The sequence below is a fragment of the Maribacter sedimenticola genome (assembly GCF_900188415.1).
GTDB classification, from domain to species: domain Bacteria; phylum Bacteroidota; class Bacteroidia; order Flavobacteriales; family Flavobacteriaceae; genus Maribacter; species Maribacter sedimenticola.
Window position 1 is genome coordinate 41,407 of sequence record NZ_FZNV01000011.1, and the last position, 19,469, is coordinate 60,875.

A 19,469-nucleotide genomic window follows, 5' to 3' on the forward strand; every position below is an offset into this window, starting at 1 on the left:
TAATTAAAAACTTGATTTTCGTTTCTACAAAGATCGATCAAGAAGTAATATGCCTCTAAACACTTATGTAGCCTTATATAAAAAGTTTGATGATAGATTGAAAATTATGACGCAGCTATATAAATTATGACGCATTTTAAAATATTGCCAAAGAATAAATCAAGTAATCTCTTACTGTTACTAATTTGATGAAGCAAAACTAATTGTAGCTTATAAAAGGAAGGTTCTATTTTTTAAATCAGAACTAACTATTACTCTTAAGGTAAGTATTTGGTGTTATCCCCTCTATTTTTTTAAAAAAGGTATTGAAGACTGTTTTAGAGTTAAAACCACTATCATAAGCTACAGCCATTAAGGTTAAGCCCTTGTTTTCCTCTAGAAGAACCCGCTCTTTAAATTCGTTAATTCTATAGGTATTAACATATTCCGAAAAGTTTTTTTGAAACCCCAAGTTTAATAATTGCGAGACATAATTAGCAGGAAGTTCCAAGTAAGAAGCTAAATCTTTTAAGGATAGGTCTGGATTTAAATACAGTTTGTAGTCTATCATTATTTGCTCTAGTTCTTTACTGTACTTTTTGATTTCGTTGGAATCTAGTAAAGCCTGTTTATACTTCTTTTTCTGTTTATAATTTAAATTATCTGGAATGGCTTTTAGCATGATGTCTTTAAACCTTTTGTGATTTTTAACAGGTTTAAGAATTGGTGATGGATTAAGTAATAAAATTACGGGCAAACGATTATTGTATGCTTGAGTTATTAAATCAATTACCTTTTCGTTATTACCTAACAAGGCATTTACTAATATCAAAAACGTAAATGCCTTATCTACAAGATCAGTATTTAAATACGTCTCTAATTCTTTTAATCCATCATTACACTTTTCCGTTTCATTGAGTTTTGCATAGCACATGGTTTCACCTCCTAATTTGGTGAGGTCTTTCACAGAAACGCCTTCAAGTGAACCGAAATATGTTAAAGCTTCATTTGGTTTGCCTGACATTAATAAACAAATCCCTATATAAATTGGTGGAAAGGGTAACTTAGGGTCTAAATCTAATGCCTTTTTTAGATAAGGTATCGCAGTTTTATAATCTTCTTTCAAGTAGTATATAAAACCCTTGTAATGATGATTTATAGCGGCATAAGGATCTAATTGTAAGGCTTTGTCAAGATAATTCCGTGCCGCATCTAATTTTCCTTCTACGGTCAAAAAATTAGAAATGGTTAAGTAAATATCGTCTGCTTGTTGCATCTCCAAAGCCTTATTGGCATGTTCGTAAGCTTTCTTAAGATTCCAGTTTTGCCAGCATTCTATCCAAGCCAAATTCAATTGTGACCTTGATGAGTTTGGGTCTAGCTCCAATGCCTTTAACAAATAAGGCTGGGCCTTCTCGTATGCTTCATATGCGGGTAAAAGACTCATGGTTCCCATATGAACATAGGCTAGATTTATATCTAAATAGGGATTTGAAAAATTGGGTGATTTATGTATTACTTCTTTTAAGATATTGATACCCTTTATAGAGTTTTTATAATCTAGTTTCATGATGTAGTACCTTCCTTTCAAATATTCTCTATAAATAGCCACAGGTACATCAATAGCTTCTACTAGCTTATCTTCGATTTCAAGATGCCCTATGTGTTCGCGTAATTTTTCAGCGATAAACAGACTAATTTCATCTTGAATTTCAAAAATATTTTTAGGATTTCTATCAAAAGTTTCTGACCAGAAATGAAAGTCATCCAAAGCATCTATCATTTGCACAGTAATGCGCATTTTATTTTTGGATGTCCTTACACTGCCTTCTATAAATGTAGCCACCTTTAGTTTTTCCCTTATTTCTTTAGAGGTTGCTTTTTTGTTTTTAAAATAGAAGGAAGAAGTACGAGAGGTCACTAATAATACCTTTATAGATGCTAAGGCGTTAATTATTTCTTCGGTTAAGCCATCGCAGAAATATTCATTGTTAATATCATTACTCAAATTAACAAATGGCAAGACAGCTATTGATTTCTTATCGATTACAGGCATTATTCAAAGCTAAATTTACAAAAACCATATAGTTTATTTAACGATATATGGGAGAACCTTGCAAATACTTCTAAAGCTTGAAATGCCATAGAAACAAGCAATCAATTTGGATTCCATATTGACTTCTATGTATATGAATGATACCCCTTTTCAAAATAACTTTTTCAGGGCCTTAAACCTAGATACCGAAAAACAGGAAGTAAAGGTCATGGACTTCACTCTATTCCATAACTATTTGTGAGATGATACCAAATCCATTAAATTGGCCTATGGGGCTCGTTTTCTCAAATATCTTTACAATGGAACTCACCGCATCGTTACTTTTGCTTTGATCAATAGGTGCAACCCTGCAGCCCCTATCCACGGAAAAAAACAGTCAAAAGGAGAATCGAATAGGCCTTTTTTGCCAATGATATACTAATAAGAATTTGGTTATTCCTTTAGGGAATACCAAACCGGTAAGGAAATACTACTATTACCTGAAAATATAATTTTTAACGGGACTTCTGCATCTTTAATATTTTCTTCATTCACATCCTTCCCCGTTCCATAATTAAGTTGTGCATTATTGTTTTTATTCACATTGACCACAGCTACCATCCTACTTCCTTTTTGTAGCTTTTTACTGATGAGTTTAGAATTGTCGAAAGACACTTGCGTTTTTTGATTCGGTATCAATAAATTTCTTTGTTCTTGATCTGTAGCATAACTCGCTCTACCAATATAATAGCTCAAATGAAAGTAGTTCCCTTCTGGCGTTAAGTGATATAGGATAACGGAATAATCAACATCTTTTTTATTGATAGTAAATTCAAGATTTCCGAGGAAGGATCCATTTATAATCACATCCTCCTCTAAGGGTTCCGATTTAAAAAGCAATCCATCCTTTATATTGATGTTTTCTTTTTCTAAAGGCCAAGGATAATACCCTGTGTTATTCATGCTTTCTCTATCTTTAAAATCAACAGTTAAATCAATTTTAGAAGTATTTGATTTCGATTTAAGCGCATAAAAATCATCCGTTTTATAATCACTGAAATGAAAAGTCAACGTATCGTTGGTCATGGCACTTAAACTCGGTTTATGCATCCAGGTATTGGTATCCATTACCTGAAAGTTGACTTTATCTTTTAAAATGCTTGGTTTTTCTTTTCCTTTTAAAATGTAATCAAACCACTGAAAAAGAAGACCTTCTTCAATATTTAGTAAAGCCGATTTGTCTAATTTGTAATTTCTAAGGCTTTCATCTGGCCTCGTTTGCGCAGTCCAATGATCATAAGGACCAACTAATAAATAATGATTTGGATTTTTTGCATATTTGTAATGCTCATTAAAATAATACATAGCTCCTCTCTGCGAGTCATCATAATAACCAGTAATGGTTAAAATAGGAATGTCAATTTTTTCAAATTCTTGTTTATATGGAATCATTTTTTTCCAATAAGCATCATAACTAGGATGCGCCATATAGGTATTCCATAATGTATTTACTTGCCCATCTAAACTATCTAGCTTATTAAATGCAACTCCTGTTTTGTACCAGGTGTTTTTTAAAGTGTTCCAACGATTAAAATCATTTGAAGCATCAAAGTCTAAAAACTTATTATTAGTCACATAAAAATTCCATGAATACGAATAATTGTGTAGGATATTATTTTCCATCGGATAATCAATACCAGGAGCAATAGCAACCATTGGAACAATGGTTTTTAATGCAGGATGCACTTTGTGTTTCATAGAAGCCCATTGTGTAAAGCCATTGTAACTACCACCAAACATGGCTACTTTTTGATTTGACCACGATTGTTTACTAATCCAATCGATCATTTCATAGACATCTGTGTTTTCATATTCAAAAGGCTTTACTTCTCCACTACTTAAGCGTTTTCCCCTAGTATTCGCTATCACTCCAACATAACCTTTTGAGGCAGATAACATCGCCCCAGTTTCATTGGAACCTGCGTAAATAGAAGCAATTAATACAGCAGGCTTTTTAGTCGATACCTTTCCTTTTCGTTGAATCACTACCACAGAAACTTCTGCACCATCCTTCATTGGTATTATTGTGCTATCGTTTATACTATATCTCCTTTCATGGTCTTGTTTAATTTCTTCAAAATAAAGATCTCTAGTTGATGAAAATACAGTTCTTAAAAAATATTTTTTTACTAAATCCTTGGCGGTTTCCTGTGATAGATTTTCAGATTCTATACTAGAATATGTAGTATTAAAATTATTTACATAATAATCGGTAGGATCTCTAATTATCAATGCTTTATCTAAATTAATAACTTGTATGTCATCAGCATTCTTTACGTATTTTCTATACGATTTTTTAAACTCCCCTTTAAAGTTCTTAGAACGCTTTGCCTCCACATAATGCATATATATATCTAAGTACTGTCTTTTATCTATGGGTGTTTCTTCAATTCTTTTTTTGAACGTAACTAAAGCATCTGCATAATCACCTCTAATTAACTGGAACTTAAACAAGTCTAAATCCGATAAATTTTGAGTATTACATAATGCCGCTAATTGCTTCATCTGTTTTGAAATCGCTATTGAATCCGATAGTTTTACCTTCCTAAATGGCAATTCTTGACCAAAAGAAGTCATACTAATTGCAATTAAAAATGATAATAGGACTGATTTTTTCATAGCTTATTTTTCAAAATTGCAACTAAATTCACTCAAGCGAGAATATCCCAACCTGCAAAACCAATAACGGTATAAAATAAATTGCTTAAGACATGGATTAGAATGGCCATTTTTAAAGATCCTGTTCTTACATATATCCAACCCCAAGTAATGCTAAAGAGAAAATACATTGGCCATAAAATCATGGGGCTATGGCCAGCAGCAAAAATAACAGAGGTAATTAAGATTGCGGCCCAAGAAGGTATACGCTTTGCTAATGACGATTGCAAATACCCCCTAAAAACAACCTCCTCCATTATAGGGCCCACAATGAGTGCCAATAGTAGAAAGCCACTCATTTCGAGTACTCCTCCGTTGGCCTGAATAAAACTAAACATTTTAGAACCACCGCCTATAATGCCTGCTTGGTCAAAGCTTGGCAAAATAACCGACCTATATATCCATGCTAAAAAATGTGTCGATACCAATGCCGCTATCACTAATAAAACTCCTTTGTTCTTCTTGATCTTACTAGCTTGTAATCCTATCTGTGGATAAAATGATTTGCCAGACCTATTTAGGTCCCACCAGAATAGAAACAAGATGATAATACCACTTAATAAGGCAGACGATACTCCAATCACCTCTATAGAAACAGTCTTTGACGGTACAAAGAACTTAAAACTATAAGAGGTTATAATTCCTGCTAAAAGCTGACATGCATACATGACAACAATGGCAAGAATGCCCCTTTTTAGTGTTAATTGCGATTTGATGTCTTTGGTCATGTTGATTCATTTAAAAAGTTGGGGGTAACCATATATTTTAATTGTTTGGTTTTGAATAGTGTTTTAACTCCTCTTTGTACAAAAAATCGTCTTGAGTTTGTGTCATTTTAATAAAGTTTTTTAATTCTGGAGCATACCACCAAACTTCATCGGTTTGTGCGTTATATCCTCTAGAATTCGAAACGGTTCCCTTGTATTCTATGGTAAACGCCATAAAGGTTCCTGCTGCTACTGTTTCTTCCTTAAACGACAAAACCTCGACATCTTGACTTTGCTTTCCTGTGGTACCATCTTGACTGGTCCAATTTTTTTCATATTTCCACTTTTTACCCACTTCCAGAGGCCAGTCATACTTAGGCGTTTCACTTTCTTCCGGTTTTACGATGTCTGTTATTGGAATCGTATCATTACCCATTGTCATCCCCAAAACACCATCTGCAATAACTACTTCTCTTGTATCCTCACCCTCTGAACGTACCTCGCCTTCGGTTGTAACTCCCTTATACTTCCAAACCCATTTTTCTCCAACGGAGTAATCTGATAAAGTAGGTTGCGCAGCGATTTTCAGGGTATCATTTATGCAGGAATAAAGTCCCCCAGTTATAAAGACAATTAGAATTATAGGTAGCTGATATTTACTTTTGAAATGCCTCATAGCAATATTTTAGTCATTAAAATTATACTCATTTATGAAGCAAAGAAATGGTAAGTTTTTCAATGTAGAAAGGGAAAGTACAGGAACGCAGATATACGTAAATAAGCGTAAAAAGAGTTTACAAACTATTCCAATTTTTAAACTTAACTGATTGCCTACTAGACACTTCTACTTTTTTACCAGTAGTTAATATAATTTGTAATTTATTATTGAAGTATGGGTGAATCTCTTTAATGTAATGTATGTTAATCATTTGACTTCGATTAACGCGAAAAAAGACTTTAGGGTCCAATTTTTCTGCTAATAAATTTAAAGAACGCTTAATCATGGCTTTATCTGAACCAAAATGCAGCCGCGCATAATTTTCTAAAGATTCTATAAAATGAATGTCTGTTAGCGGAATAAAATGACATTTCTCTCCATCTTTAATAAATATCTTTTGATGCATGGGTAAGGTTGTAGGCTCTAATTTTACCCTGTTAGAAAGTTCTTCCTTTACCTTTTGAATAGTTTTAGAAAAACGCTCATCTCGTAAAGGTTTTACTAAATAATCTAGAGCATTCATCTCGAAAGCCTTTACGGCATATTGATCGTACGCCGTTGTAAAAACAACGTCTGGTACATTCGTTAATTCTTCCAATAAATCAAAACCAGATTTACCTGGCATGTGAATATCTAAAAACAATAGGTCGGGTTGTAGTTCTTCAATTAAAGATATGGCCTCATCTACATGACTTGCTTCACCTATAATTTCAAACTCTTGATGTTTTTCTAATGCGCGTTTTACTTCTTCTCTCGCTAAACGTTCATCATCAATGATTATAGTTTTATATTTTTTCATCGTCTATATTCATTGGAATTATTATTACTGCAACTACACAGTCATTCTCATTTTGAGTTAAACTAAAACTTGCCTTACCCTTATATTGAATTTCCAGGCGTTTATTTAAGTTTTCCAGACCTAACCCAACACGTTCGTTTTTATGAATTACACCAGGATTCTCAACGTTAATATGAATGTAGTTATCCCTCTTTTTTATTTTCAAGAAAACAACGCCACCATCCACTCTTAAATCGATTCCATGTTTGATTGCATTTTCTACTAATAACTGAATACTTAACGCAGGAATCTTGTAATTAAGTGCTTCCTGATCAATATCGGTTTTAAGTTGAAGCCGATCTTCAAAACGCATTTTTTCTAATTCAATGTAATCATAGACTAAAGAAAGTTCATTTTCAATAGGAATTAAATCTTTGTCTTTTTCATATAAAGAAGAACGCAACAAATCTGATAATAAATCAATAGCTCTTCTTGCACCTTTAGGGTTTTCTATTACTAATGATTTAATAGAATTTAAGGAATTAAACAAGAAATGTGGGTTTAATTGCGCTGCCAAATTATCCAACTGCGCTTGTTTTGCAATTAGAGAAAGTTGTGCATTAGTTTTGGAAGTTTGCACCTCCCTTTGATAAAAATGATATAAATGATATGCAAGTAGCCAAATGGTCATATGCCTCAAACCAGTAATTAAGACAGGATTCCATATAAAAATAGGATTCCAAACAAAAAGCTTGCTAATAGCATCATTTTGCCTATCTACTAAAGAAATATAGGCAGACGTTTTAAGATTCATGAACAACATGAATGCCAGGGAAAGAACAAACAATGCAGGAATTACTTTCCAAATCAAATTTTTCATACCTAGTTCATTCCACTTTCGCCGCACTGCCATAGTCCTATACGCATGTGTTATTGCTATGCATATAAAAATGTCTAAGAAGTAGTTGATAATGGCATGAGAGATTTTAAAATCATCCCTTAACAAGGCGATATAAAACCAAAAAAGGGAAACCAGCCCCCAACCGATTAACTGGCACTTCCAGTAAAGGGATGTTCTAGTAGTATTAGTATTTATTTTTTTGTTGCTACCCATGTTTAGACAAAGACACAAAATACTTTTTAAAGTGAAAAGTAAAAGTACAGGAACGTGAAATATAAAGCTTAAGTGTTATTTATAAAAACTATACTCCATACCCCACGTTATTATTGGCCTAATTAACTTCTTCAAATAGATCAACTATTACATACTGTAACGAATCTGGTGTAACCGCTCTAAAATAGCCTATCAAGTCTTGACTGGTGGCATAGCGATTGGTATTCATTTTTAGCTTACCGTTTGTAGTATTCCAATCTTCCAAAAAGCGTCTTAAAGCTTTATTGACCTGCTCCTCGCCTATTGCCTTTTGAAATTGATACATGTTAATGGCACCTTTAGCATAATAAATATAGTCTTGATTATCTACTAAAGCTAAAGTTGGTTCTGCTCCAGATTCTCTGAGTTTGCCTTCTTCGTATTTCTCTAATTGCAACTCTAAAAATTCCTGAACCTTTTCTTTTGGATAGTGCGCTTTTAAAACCATCATGGCTGCATATTGAGATAGCGTTTCCAAAATAAAGTATTGCCCTTTTACATTTGCGGCTTCTACTTGCATAGCAAACCATTGGTGGGCAATTTCGTGTGCAGTTACATAAAATGCCATATCTACATCGGTTTCATCATCAATATCTAAAACAAAACCTATAGATTCTGAGAATGGAACAGTGCCCGGAAATGATTGTGCAAATTGCGCATAACGCGGAAACTCCATGATACGTAACTGTTCATATTGATACGGACTGAAACTCGTGCTATAGTAATCTAATGAGGCTTTCATAGCCATCATCATTCTATCTATGTTATACTCATGACCTTTATGATAGTAAATTTCTAAATCTACTTGTTTCGAAATAGCATCAGATTTTGAAATCCATTTGTCTTTTTTTATGTCATACCTTGCTGAAACAATTGAGTAAAAATCAATCATTGGAATTTCCATTTTATAATGAAAATAATTACGATTATTTTCTGTCCACTCCCTCAATAAATTCCCAGGAACTAAAGCTGTTTGGTCAATGTCTGTTCCTATGACCATTTCAAAATGAATACCGTCAGAATCACTACCAGATCTTGCGTTAACTAATTCTTTAGGGTCATTTCTATTTGCTCTATTCGTTCTTTCAGGTAAATTATATTCTGAACGTTCATCCCTATCACTTAGCTCATATTTTCTGTTATAGCCAAATGTTGGAAAGTCCTTATTGTTAAAGAATGTTCCATTTTCAACAATATTAGCATTCGAATTAGCTGCTTCAAATCCATTCGTAGTGAATGATTGCTTAAAGTTCATTTTAATTGAATCTCCAGGATTCAAAGGGCTATGCAACTGATAGATGGTATAATCATAAGTAGCGTATGTATTATTTTCTGTTGCGCCTCCATCAAAAGTGACAGCATCTAATGTGATATTCTCTTCAATGAGTTTCTGAATATGAATCTCATTAATGGGTTGCGCATTGGTGTTTTTTAATATATAATACCCTTCCGCAGTATAATCTCTTGATGAAGGATACAATTCCACTTTTAAATTTACATCCACTATTTTGGGCTGTGATATATATTCAAACTGTTTGAGTTCTTTTTCATAAGCTACTCTAAATTCAGTTGCTTTAGTATTGGTCCAATAGGTGTTTAAAATATTCGTATTGTAAAAGATTAAACTTCCCATTAGTATAAATACTAAAAAGACCATAGAACCAACTTTAAAAAGCGGCTTGCTCAATCTGTTTTTGCTAGCTCTTATGCGTTGCATTAAATTGGTTTCAGTACCTCTTACGTTTACTAAAGACCCAATAATTAGTAATAGTATTCCGAAGAGAAACCAATATGATTTAATTAACAGATAGGGTTTTAAAAAATGACCATAACCATTCATATCAGAATACGTTCCTAAAGCACTTCCTCCGAAAAAATATAAATCGTGATCAAACCCGAATAAACCTAAAGCAACATTGGCTATAAAAAATACAATCACCAACATTATGCCTACAAACTTATGGTTTACCACAGATTGAATAAAAAATGCAATGCATGTATACAGTGCTAAAAACGGTAAAATCTCTAAGAAGAAACCATAAAAATAGACTTGGAATTCATATTTGTAATACTCACTTAATGTTTGAAATAGAATTCCTGAACCAATTAGTGCGAGCATTAATACTACATACACTACGTTTAATCCAATGTATTTACCCATTAGTTTGATAAAACTAGACATTGGTGTTGCGTCATAGATCAAATCTAATTTAGCACCTCGCTCTTTCCATACCAATTCACCTGAATAAAACACTAAAATTATTATGAAGAAATAAATAGATGTTTCTTTGAGTTCTTCAACAATAAAATAGGTTGCTGGATAGCTATCAACACCATATACAGTTCCAAGATTTACGGAATTAATGAGAATGATAATCATCCCACAAAGAACAATTCCCCAAAATGATGCTTGCTTGCAAATACTGATAAAGTAAAACCAAGAAAATTGTTTTAATTGATTCCATTTTGAAAGTAATCCATATTGCTGTGTAGCTTCAGGAATTTCTATATCACTAACAACACTAGTGCTTTTACCAACTAATTTTTCAACTTGCTTTCTCTTTGATCGCTTTTCTTTAACAACATTAAAATTGAATTTTTTATAACCATAGATTAGCGCCAGTATTCCTAGAGACATCCAAAATAGTTTGTTATACAGCAATGCTCCAATAAAAGGAAGTTCTTGTGTACTTTTTTCTAACGCTGACCAAGACTTTGTCGCAAAAGTGGTTGTTGTTAGCGAAAATGGATCTAGAATGGCTTGCCAAAATTCATTAGTGATAGCTTTGGTTAGCATAAAAATCACAAATAAAATAATACCTTGTGTATAGACTACCACCAGGTTTCTGCTTAAAGCACCTGTAACAAAAAATAACGAAGCTCCAAAAAACAACGTTGGTAACGTTACCATTAAAAATGTCTTTATATAAACAATGGCATTAAACCCTAATAGATCTTCTGGATTATGCCATGGCATAAATTCGCTTAGCATCATGCCAAATAAAATACCTGTAAATGCAAATAGCAAAACTGCAAACGATCCTAAAAATCGACCTAGTAAATAATCTTTTTTGTTGATTGGTGCAGAAAATAGCAATGATTCTATATTGTATTCAAAATCCCTTAGTACAGAAACGCCCATTATCATTGAGGCTAAAATCATAAATATACCGGTAATAGCTCCCATAGTTTTTGCAATCACTATGGGTGAATTATTTTTCATCAACCCCATGTCTGAACCTTGAAAAATAAAGTCAACACCAACAATTGAAAATAGAAATAGAAAAAGGAAGAATACATAGGTGTCCGGTCGTTTAATTCGGTATTGTATTTCGAACTTAAAAATAGTATACCACATAACTAATTAGATTTAAGGTTTGTATTATTGAATATTTCCGAAAAATAGACATCCTCTAATTCGGCATTAATAAGCGAAAAACCGTCTCCTGGATTTGTGTCACTTACGATATGAATGGTTGGTTTTCCAAGAAATAATCGTTCACTGATGACCTGATAATTTTCTTTATATAGGTTCAATTCTGATTTCTCGATTGTTTTTTTATAGACTTTATCTTTTAGGCCTTCTAGTATTTGCAACGGCTGCCCTTTTAAGCATACTTGTCCTTGATTAATAATGGCCATATTTGTGCAGAGTTCTTTGACATCGTCAACAATGTGTGTGGATAAAATAACCACGGTATGTTCTCCGAGCTCACTTAGAACGTTGTAAAATCGATTGCGTTCTACGGGATCCAATCCTGCTGTTGGTTCATCTACAATAAGTAACTTCGGATTGTTAAGTAAGGCTTGTGCAATACCAAAACGTTGCTTCATCCCACCAGAAAATCCTTTAAGGTTTTGTTGTCGTACGTCATATAAATTGGTTTTATACAAAAGCGCTTTCACTAATTCTTTGCGTTCGTTTTTATTAGTGATGCCTTTAAGCACTGCGAAATGATTAAGTAATACTTCGGCAGATATTTTTGGATACAAACCAAATTGTTGCGGCAAATAACCTAATACCTGTCGCAATTCATTTTTTTGTTTTAATACATCGATGTCTCCAAGAACAATGGAACCAGCATCGGCTTCTTGCAGTGTTGCAATAGTTCGCATTAACGTAGACTTGCCTGCACCATTTGGCCCTAATAGACCAAACATGCCTATTGGTATATCTAGTGAAATATTTTGTAAAGCTTTAATCCCGTTTGAATACGTTTTTGATAGATTGTCAATTCTAAGTTCCATACTGTTCGTTTTTGATTGATTGAGGCAAACTTATGGTGGGCCTTAATTGTAAAAAACAAAAAGTGACACATCTCATGTTAAGCGTGATACAAGACCTTAAGAAGGGTGCAAACGTACTTTATCCCTACTAAGCAGGTGTTTATCCCTCTGAATCTATTGTTTGTCAACTAATTTGTAGGAGGAATTTTATTTAATTAATCTTGACCTATGAAGTTGAAAATATCAGATAGAAATAAGAAAATTATAAACAGGGTTTATAAGATATCCCTTGTAATTATAGGTATAGTCATTGTAATCTTTAATGACACTTTTGGTAAATTAGAAGGGTTTGCTGAGTTTGTTGTATTGTACTTTATTCTCTTAATCATTACAATTGCCCACTGGGTTTTTAAACAGATCAAATCAATTATTCGATTAAAGAATGAAAAAGAAAAAACAGAATTACTGCATTTAAAAAGTCAGGTAAACCCACATTTCTTCTTCAATACACTCAACAATTTGTATGGATTAATGGAAAAAGATTCTAAGGAAAGGGAAATGGTACTTAAACTTTCTGATATGATGCGATATAGTATTTATGAGGGCCAAAAAGATTGGGTTACCCTTAAACAAGAATTAGATTACTTAAAAAACTATATTGAACTTCAAGGAATACGCTATCATAAAAAGTCTGATATTCAATTTAATTCTGAAATTGAGAATCCGCAAGCTAAAATTATGCCTTTACTATTTATTATTCTAGTAGAGAATGCTTTTAAGCATGGCTTGGAAAATTTAGAAAAAGACGCGTATATCCATATTAACTTCACCGAAAAGGATAATAACGTAAATTTCATAATTGAAAATAATTTTGAATTACAACAAACACCCAATACAGAAGGTATTGGTTTAAAAAACTTAAAGAGAAGATTAGAGCTAGTTTATCCAAATAAGCATGCTCTTTCTTTTGACGTAAACACCAATAGTTATAAAGTTAAACTATCTCTAAAATTAAAATAATGAGATATCTAATCATAGATGATGAACATATAGCCCACAAGATTATCATGGAATATTGTCAAATGCTTCCGCATATGAAGTTGCAGAAAAACTGTTATAGCGCTTTGGAAGCGCTTGAGTATTTGAATACACATCAAGTTGACCTAATCTTTTTAGATATAAATATGCCCAAGTTAAAAGGATTCGAATTTTTAAGAACCTTATCATCACCTCCTAAAGTTATTGTCACGACCGCCTACAGTGAATTCGCAATTGAAGGCTACGAATTAAACGTTGTAGATTACTTGTTAAAACCTTTTAGTTTAGAACGTTTTTTGAGTGCTATTAATAAAGTAACGTCTTCGACCATTAGTACAATAAGTATGGGAAGAGCACAGAATATAAAGCCTGAAGGAAAGCATATTTTTTTAAAGCAAAATAATAGTCATGTTCAGGTAGCTATAGATTCCATACTATTTATTGAAGCTTCTGGCAACTATACCAAAGTTATTACTACTGATGGCATCATCAGCATCCGAGAAAAAATATCGGATACGATACAATTATTTTCAGACAATGATTTCCTTCAAGTTCATAAGTCTTTTGCAGTTGCAAAAAAGCATATACGTAGTGTAGAAGGCAACAGAATTTACATTGGAGATCATATTGTGCCTATTGGTAAACTGTATAAAACAAATATCATTCAATTATTGAAATAAGCTATTGTTTGCTCTAATACATACCAACGTTTTTGTTTATGGTTGGTTGCGAGAAAATTCCATGGGGTTTTCAGGGTAATAAATCAAGATAGTAAAATACGAGGCTTGCCTATCGTAAAATCAGAAATACTGAACTGTATACGGCTTACAATCTTCCTTTTCTACGACCATAATCTAAAAGGAATTACCCCCCAGTAAATTAAAATAACGGTCCACTGTAGGATAAATAAAGTTCCTAGTGCATCTATTGTCAATGTTTTGTTTCTCCATATTTTTATACTACCAAAAATCATTGCTATTGGTAATGTACCTGTTACAATTGCTAACAAAACATTTGCAAATGTGAAATCTCCTAAGTTTAGAAAAGATTGATTTAGAAGAAACGGAATCGGAATCAAAAGCCCAACAATGGATAAAAATGGGAACGTTATTATCTGGTAGTTTTTAAACAGTTTTTTCTGAAAGAGTAAATAGGATCCACGTAAGAAAATAATGATTATACCAATTAATCCCAGAATAAGACTTAGCCACATTAAAGCTAAATAAGTTGTATTAACTTTTTCGTAGGTTACTAATCCATCGCTAATTATTGGTATACTTCCGTTTTTGTATAAAACGTGAGAAGAATTTACTCTATCTTCTTTTCTGAATAAATTACTTCCAACAGGTACAAGAGTGTAAGTTTCCATTTGAATAGATTTAACAAGAAGGCTATTTTTTTTCTTCTCCACTTTTATTGAATTGAAAAGTAAATCCAGGTATGCAAAGAGTTTAAATCGAACAGGGTTCATTTTATAATAACCTTCAAACTCTTCAACATTCGATGGTAAGTTCTCTTTTTCATTCAGTTGGTCAGGCTTATTAATCTCAAGGTGATTTATAAAAATCCTATTAAATTTCTCATAATTAGCGGTTTCACTATCCGTATTAAAACTTATAAAAAATGCTTTTTTTTGCTCAGGAAATAGATAGAATGTTGCTCTGTAACCAGTTGTATTTCCACGATGGAATTTACCTACAACCCCATATCTATCTCTGTAACTAAGTCCAAACTGATAGCCTGATTTTAATCCATTTTTATAAGATTCTGTTGATGTTGGATTCCCCATTTGATATAAAAGCGCTTTATCAATAAAAGACTTCCCATTAACAGTGCCGTCACTCATTAAGAATTTTGTGAATAGCGCCATATCTTTTGCAGTTGTGGAAAATTGGCCAGATGGACGTAAAAACATAGGTATGTTCTCTTGCGTTATCCCATTATCAAAATGTCCCATAGCAAGGTGCCGGTCAATATTCTTTCCTTTTTGAGTTGTAAATTGAAAAGTGCTGTTCTTCATACCTAAAGGACCAAGAAGATTTTTATCCAAATAGTTTTCGTAAGGTTCCTGAGTGATTTTTTCAATAATTAAACCTAAAAAGGAATACCCCATATTTGAGTAAGAAAATCGAGTTCCAGGTATGGTTCTCACTTTCAATACAGAAGGGTTTTTAGTAAAAAGATATTCTAGTGGCGTAGTAGAAGTTGATTTAGTGCTGAAAACCTGCCAAAATCTGGAATCTTCAATTCCTGCCGTGTGATTTAATAAATCTCTAATTGTAACGGGATTATTTTCTCTCCAGGGGTTATCAAAAGTTATGTTGGATAAAATTTTGTAAACAGGGGAGTCAATGTCTAATTTTCCCTGGGTTGCTAAACGAAGAATACCTGTGGCGATCAGTGTTTTTGTCACTGAACCAATTAATACCCTATCGTTAGTGTCTAAAATTTCATTTGTTTCCGCATTCTTTAAGCCTATTGCTCCAATTGTAACTATATCATCACTAACAGATGACCATACAGCACCAGTCAAATTTTCGCTCGCAATGGCCTTTTTTAAATCTTCTTCTAAAGTGTTCTTCTCTTGCGCGACCGAGATATTAGAAAACAATACGGAAAGAAGTAAAATAATAGATTTAATCATTTAAAATAGTTTAACCCGGATTATGGTACCTGATGCTATAATATCAAAATGGTCTCCAATGGCTTTTACACCTGTCATGATACCAAGCACCAGAAGCATTTCTATAATTAAATTTCCTTGCTTTTTGATTGATTGATTTCATTTCATTTTTTTTGATAATTGATTGATTTTGTAATTGTTCGTTTTTGATGGTTTTGATTGATCATTTTTATTTAATTTTTTTTGTTCCTTAGTATTGCTATTCTGAAAACTATTTTTGCTTTTTAAGCATTTCAAGGAATTCTGTTTTCCCAACCTTTCCAACAGCGTAATCAATTACATTTCCTTCAGGATCAATAAGAACTGTTGTTGGGGTAGCGCCAATGTTATAGTGCTTTACGAGTTCTTCAACATTAGGGTCATCAATATTAATCTCTACGGGTATAACTTTCGCATTAATGGCATTCATGGCTTCTTTGTCTCCAAAAATTTCACGCTTCATAATGCGACAAGGCGAACACCATTCCCCGGTAAAAAATAACATAATATTTTTGTCAGAACTGTCAGCAAGCTTTTGAGCAGATACCATGTCATCATTCCAAACCATATCATTTGAAGGCACATAGAATGAATACCATGCATACCAAAGAGAAACAACAAGGAAAGTGAGCCAGAACCAGCGCCAAAAAGGATGAGATTTAGTTTTCATACGCTTTGGGGTATTGTTTGATGAATTTGTTACTATGGCATCTGTTTTTTTCATTGTGTATATTACTTTTAAGATATTGGTTACTTTCTCCTTTTCAGGATTTTTACAATTCTATTATTAATTTTTTCTGATACGTTCCAAGAGTATCCGCCACTGGTATTTACAAATTGAACAACTACAGCATCAATATCCTTGTGATACTTGGCAATACTGCTGTAACCTGGTAATAATCCTGTATGTTCATATATATAAATAGATGAATAGATAGCTTGTTCAGTATCATTGAGCAAGGAGACGTCGTTCAACGCCCTCAAGAATATACCCACATCCTGTGCTGTAGCCACCATGGAGCCGGCAGGGCTTACAAAATCATTGGGCTTTAGGTCTGGCTCATAATCCACGGCATATCCGCTCATAACATCGTCTAAATTCACTTCACTTAGCAAACTGTAGGTGTGGTTGAGCCCGAGGGGCATTAAAATTTCTTTTTTGATAAATTGGTGATGACTATATCCCAATATTTTATCCAAGATTTCGCCAATCAACAGATAATTGGTATTTGAGTACCTATATTTTTTATCCGGTTTAAAATCGGCAGGAGTATCGAGGACCAAATCGAGCGATTCTTTAGTGTTTTTAGAATAATCGTTTACCCAAAAACCTGGAAAGTCCGTGTAGTTCGGAATACCAGACCGATGTTGCACCATCATTCTCAAGGTGATTTTATCGGCATTTTCAATTCGTCCCACCAGTTCCGGCATATAATCAGCGAGCGTTTTGTCTAAAGACAACTGATTGTCATTAACTAATTTTGCTACGGCAACAGCAACATACAACTTGCTAATGCTGGCAATCCGGAATAAAGCTTTTGGGTTGGCAGGAATCTTATTTTTTCGATCCTGCCAGCCAGCGGCATAAAACTCAGGTGGCTTTCCAGCTTGGTCTACATAAACAATCATGCCGTCCAAACCGTATCCAATGGCATCATTGACCTGTTCCTGAACCGTTTCAGGTAATGGTGTTAACAGTAATCTTAGCAAAATCCATGGTACAAAAAATAGTGAGCTGATGCTTGCCATAATAAATATGATTTTGAGTATTCGTTTTGATTTTTGCTTTGTCATAATTCTGTAGTTTTATATACTATCTGAAAACCTATAGATTCTCAATTTTCGCCTTTCGCCAAAAATAGATGGCAAATAGCGTCGTAATAATCGGTAGCATGAGTCCGTATTCATCTATCCAAAAAGTAGTGCGGTCATTTGTTATCGTCAACGGCGTGAAAATCTTCTGTATGAATATATTGTGTACAGAATGAAATAGGGCCGCAGGCCACAAGCTGTTGGATTTAAAAGTATAGTAGGCCAAAATGACCGAAATTGCCACTATCATTACGGTAAAAGCTGTAATGTGTAGCAACAGGTTTCCACTTCCCTTGTATATCAAAAAGATAATTGGCCAATGCCATATCGCCCAAATTAGGCCACTAATTATAGAAACAGTGCCAAAGGAAAATAGTTTCCGAAGTTCGTAGATGAAGAATCCCCGCCATCCTATTTCCTCGCCCAATGTCGAACCAATGTTCTTTACAACACCAACAATAGATAAGAGAACAATCATAGTCAATAGTATAATAGTACTATTGAAACCTTCCATGCCTAATTCTTGCGACCACTCGGTGATAGTTTCCTGATTGAGCACATTTCCAAAACCGAAAACCCAAATCAATACATAGGCAATCATAATATAGGCTACCGGAATCAAATAGGATAGGCGCAAATTTTTCAAACGTTTCAGACCCAATGGAAGACTTGAAATCGGTCTTTTCAGTAGCTTCAATGTAATAAAGGCGGATAATGCAGGGCTCATCATTAAAGCCCCGACATAGATGCTTGTAGGGTTCAGCTTGAGTATTGCGTAATAACAGATAGTACTTAGCAGGGTCAAAATACCCAAAAACAACAGTATCGTTTTCCGGACTTTTTTCTGATTTTTTGGTTCGTTACTCATAATAAGTTTATTAGGTGACTACACGTCTATTTACAGTGCTAATTTGATTGTCTTTACATCTTTGTTTTTGTTGCCAATGGTGCTAAATAGTTGTTCAATAGCTATCCTTTGCCCAATGAATTGGATATCATTCTTAACAGCCCATTTCATTAACTGGACCTGGTACTTTTACCTATTCCCAGAGTTCTAATTCCTAGTGCTACCAGCGATATTATTAAAATCACGAAATAGAGTGTCGTGATCATACTCTTAAGAAGACTGAAACTACTGGTTATTGCTACAGTACTATGGTCTATTTCGGGATAGCTGTTGAGTATAGCAATGATTCCTATATTTTCAGCGTAATCCATCGCTCCGGCTAATAAAGGCAAAAGACAGAGATATGCCAACACCGTTTTTAGTTTGTCGAGTTTGTTAAGAAAATAGGCAAGTACTAAGCAATAACTTATTCCAAATAAAAGTGGATAAACCATATCCACAGGTATTTGATTGCTTAAATAAGTCTTACGTCCAATTTCTCCGAGTGTGTTGCATAGTTGATCGACATAATTGAAGTCATATCCCATTGGTAGCATATCAAGCAATTTCATTCCATTTGAAAATTCCATTGTTTTGGGAATAGTAACAGTAAGCATGAATACATATACTAAATTGGTAATTATGAAAAGTGATACTACTTTTTTACCAGCAATATTTTTCTGAAAGAATTTGGTTATTTGTTTTGTTTTTTTCTTGGTCATTTTTTTAGTGCTAGTATTTAACAAATAGGCCTTG

Annotated in this window: 15 protein-coding genes; 2 read left to right on the forward strand and 13 right to left on the reverse strand. The window is 33.5% G+C overall.

Annotated elements, in window-relative coordinates; translation table 11 throughout:
- Positions 1-244: 244 nt before the first annotated feature.
- The 8 genes from CHB68_RS17810 to CHB68_RS17845 form a co-directional block, all read right to left on the reverse strand.
- Complete coding sequence (locus CHB68_RS17810) at positions 245-2,035, reverse strand: tetratricopeptide repeat protein (RefSeq protein ID WP_089263188.1); 1,791 nt, start codon at positions 2,033-2,035, stop codon at positions 245-247.
- A gap of 432 nt (positions 2,036-2,467) precedes the next feature.
- Entirely contained in the window at positions 2,468-4,693 is a 2,226-nt protein-coding gene (locus CHB68_RS17815; protein WP_218822517.1) for a CocE/NonD family hydrolase, read from the reverse strand.
- A gap of 32 nt (positions 4,694-4,725) precedes the next feature.
- Positions 4,726-5,460, reverse strand: coding sequence for a CPBP family intramembrane glutamic endopeptidase (locus CHB68_RS17820; protein WP_089263190.1), 735 nt, complete (start codon positions 5,458-5,460; stop codon positions 4,726-4,728).
- A gap of 37 nt (positions 5,461-5,497) precedes the next feature.
- Positions 5,498-6,115, reverse strand: a complete 618-nt coding sequence (locus CHB68_RS17825) for a hypothetical protein (protein WP_089263193.1) — start codon at positions 6,113-6,115, stop codon at positions 5,498-5,500.
- 118 nt (positions 6,116-6,233) lie between these two features.
- Positions 6,234-6,956, reverse strand: a complete 723-nt coding sequence (locus tag CHB68_RS17830; RefSeq protein ID WP_089263195.1) for a LytR/AlgR family response regulator transcription factor — start codon at positions 6,954-6,956, stop codon at positions 6,234-6,236.
- A complete protein-coding gene (locus CHB68_RS17835) occupies positions 6,943-8,049 on the reverse strand; it encodes a sensor histidine kinase (protein WP_089263197.1) in 1,107 nt (368 codons plus the stop codon). Before CHB68_RS17835 ends, CHB68_RS17830 begins: the two co-directional genes overlap by 14 nt.
- Positions 8,050-8,167: 118 nt before the next feature.
- A complete protein-coding gene (locus tag CHB68_RS17840; RefSeq protein WP_245838983.1) occupies positions 8,168-11,311 on the reverse strand; it encodes an ABC transporter permease/M1 family aminopeptidase in 3,144 nt (1,047 codons plus the stop codon).
- Positions 11,312-11,448: 137 nt separating this feature from the next.
- A complete protein-coding gene (locus CHB68_RS17845) occupies positions 11,449-12,336 on the reverse strand; it encodes an ABC transporter ATP-binding protein (protein WP_089263201.1) in 888 nt (295 codons plus the stop codon).
- 207 nt (positions 12,337-12,543) lie between these two features.
- Between CHB68_RS17845 and CHB68_RS17850 the strand changes: the two genes are divergently transcribed.
- Together CHB68_RS17850 and CHB68_RS17855 are read left to right on the forward strand one after the other, a co-directional pair.
- Positions 12,544-13,335, forward strand: coding sequence for a sensor histidine kinase (locus tag CHB68_RS17850; RefSeq protein ID WP_071339928.1), 792 nt, complete (start codon positions 12,544-12,546; stop codon positions 13,333-13,335).
- Positions 13,335-14,033, forward strand: a complete 699-nt coding sequence (locus tag CHB68_RS17855; RefSeq protein ID WP_317043842.1) for a LytR/AlgR family response regulator transcription factor — start codon at positions 13,335-13,337, stop codon at positions 14,031-14,033. Before CHB68_RS17850 ends, CHB68_RS17855 begins: the two co-directional genes overlap by 1 nt.
- 161 nt (positions 14,034-14,194) lie before the next feature.
- Here CHB68_RS17855 and CHB68_RS17860 read toward each other — a convergent pair whose 3' ends face one another.
- From CHB68_RS17860 to CHB68_RS17880, 5 genes are all read right to left on the reverse strand, one after another.
- Positions 14,195-15,997, reverse strand: a complete 1,803-nt coding sequence (locus CHB68_RS17860; protein ID WP_089263205.1) for a serine hydrolase domain-containing protein — start codon at positions 15,995-15,997, stop codon at positions 14,195-14,197.
- Positions 15,998-16,247: 250 nt separating this feature from the next.
- The gene (locus CHB68_RS17865; protein WP_245838984.1) at positions 16,248-16,739 is read right to left on the reverse strand and encodes a thioredoxin family protein; all 492 of its coding nucleotides are present in this window, start codon (positions 16,737-16,739) and stop codon (positions 16,248-16,250) included.
- Between the two features lie 26 nt (positions 16,740-16,765).
- Positions 16,766-17,809 (reverse strand): serine hydrolase domain-containing protein, encoded by a 1,044-nt coding sequence (locus CHB68_RS17870; RefSeq protein ID WP_089263207.1) that lies wholly within the window; start codon positions 17,807-17,809, stop codon positions 16,766-16,768.
- Between the two features lie 31 nt (positions 17,810-17,840).
- On the reverse strand, positions 17,841-18,473 hold the full coding sequence (locus CHB68_RS17875; protein ID WP_245838985.1) for a CPBP family intramembrane glutamic endopeptidase: 633 nt from the start codon (positions 18,471-18,473) through the stop codon (positions 17,841-17,843).
- 371 nt (positions 18,474-18,844) lie between these two features.
- Positions 18,845-19,435, reverse strand: coding sequence for a hypothetical protein (locus CHB68_RS17880; protein ID WP_089263211.1), 591 nt, complete (start codon positions 19,433-19,435; stop codon positions 18,845-18,847).
- Positions 19,436-19,469 lie beyond the last annotated feature (34 nt).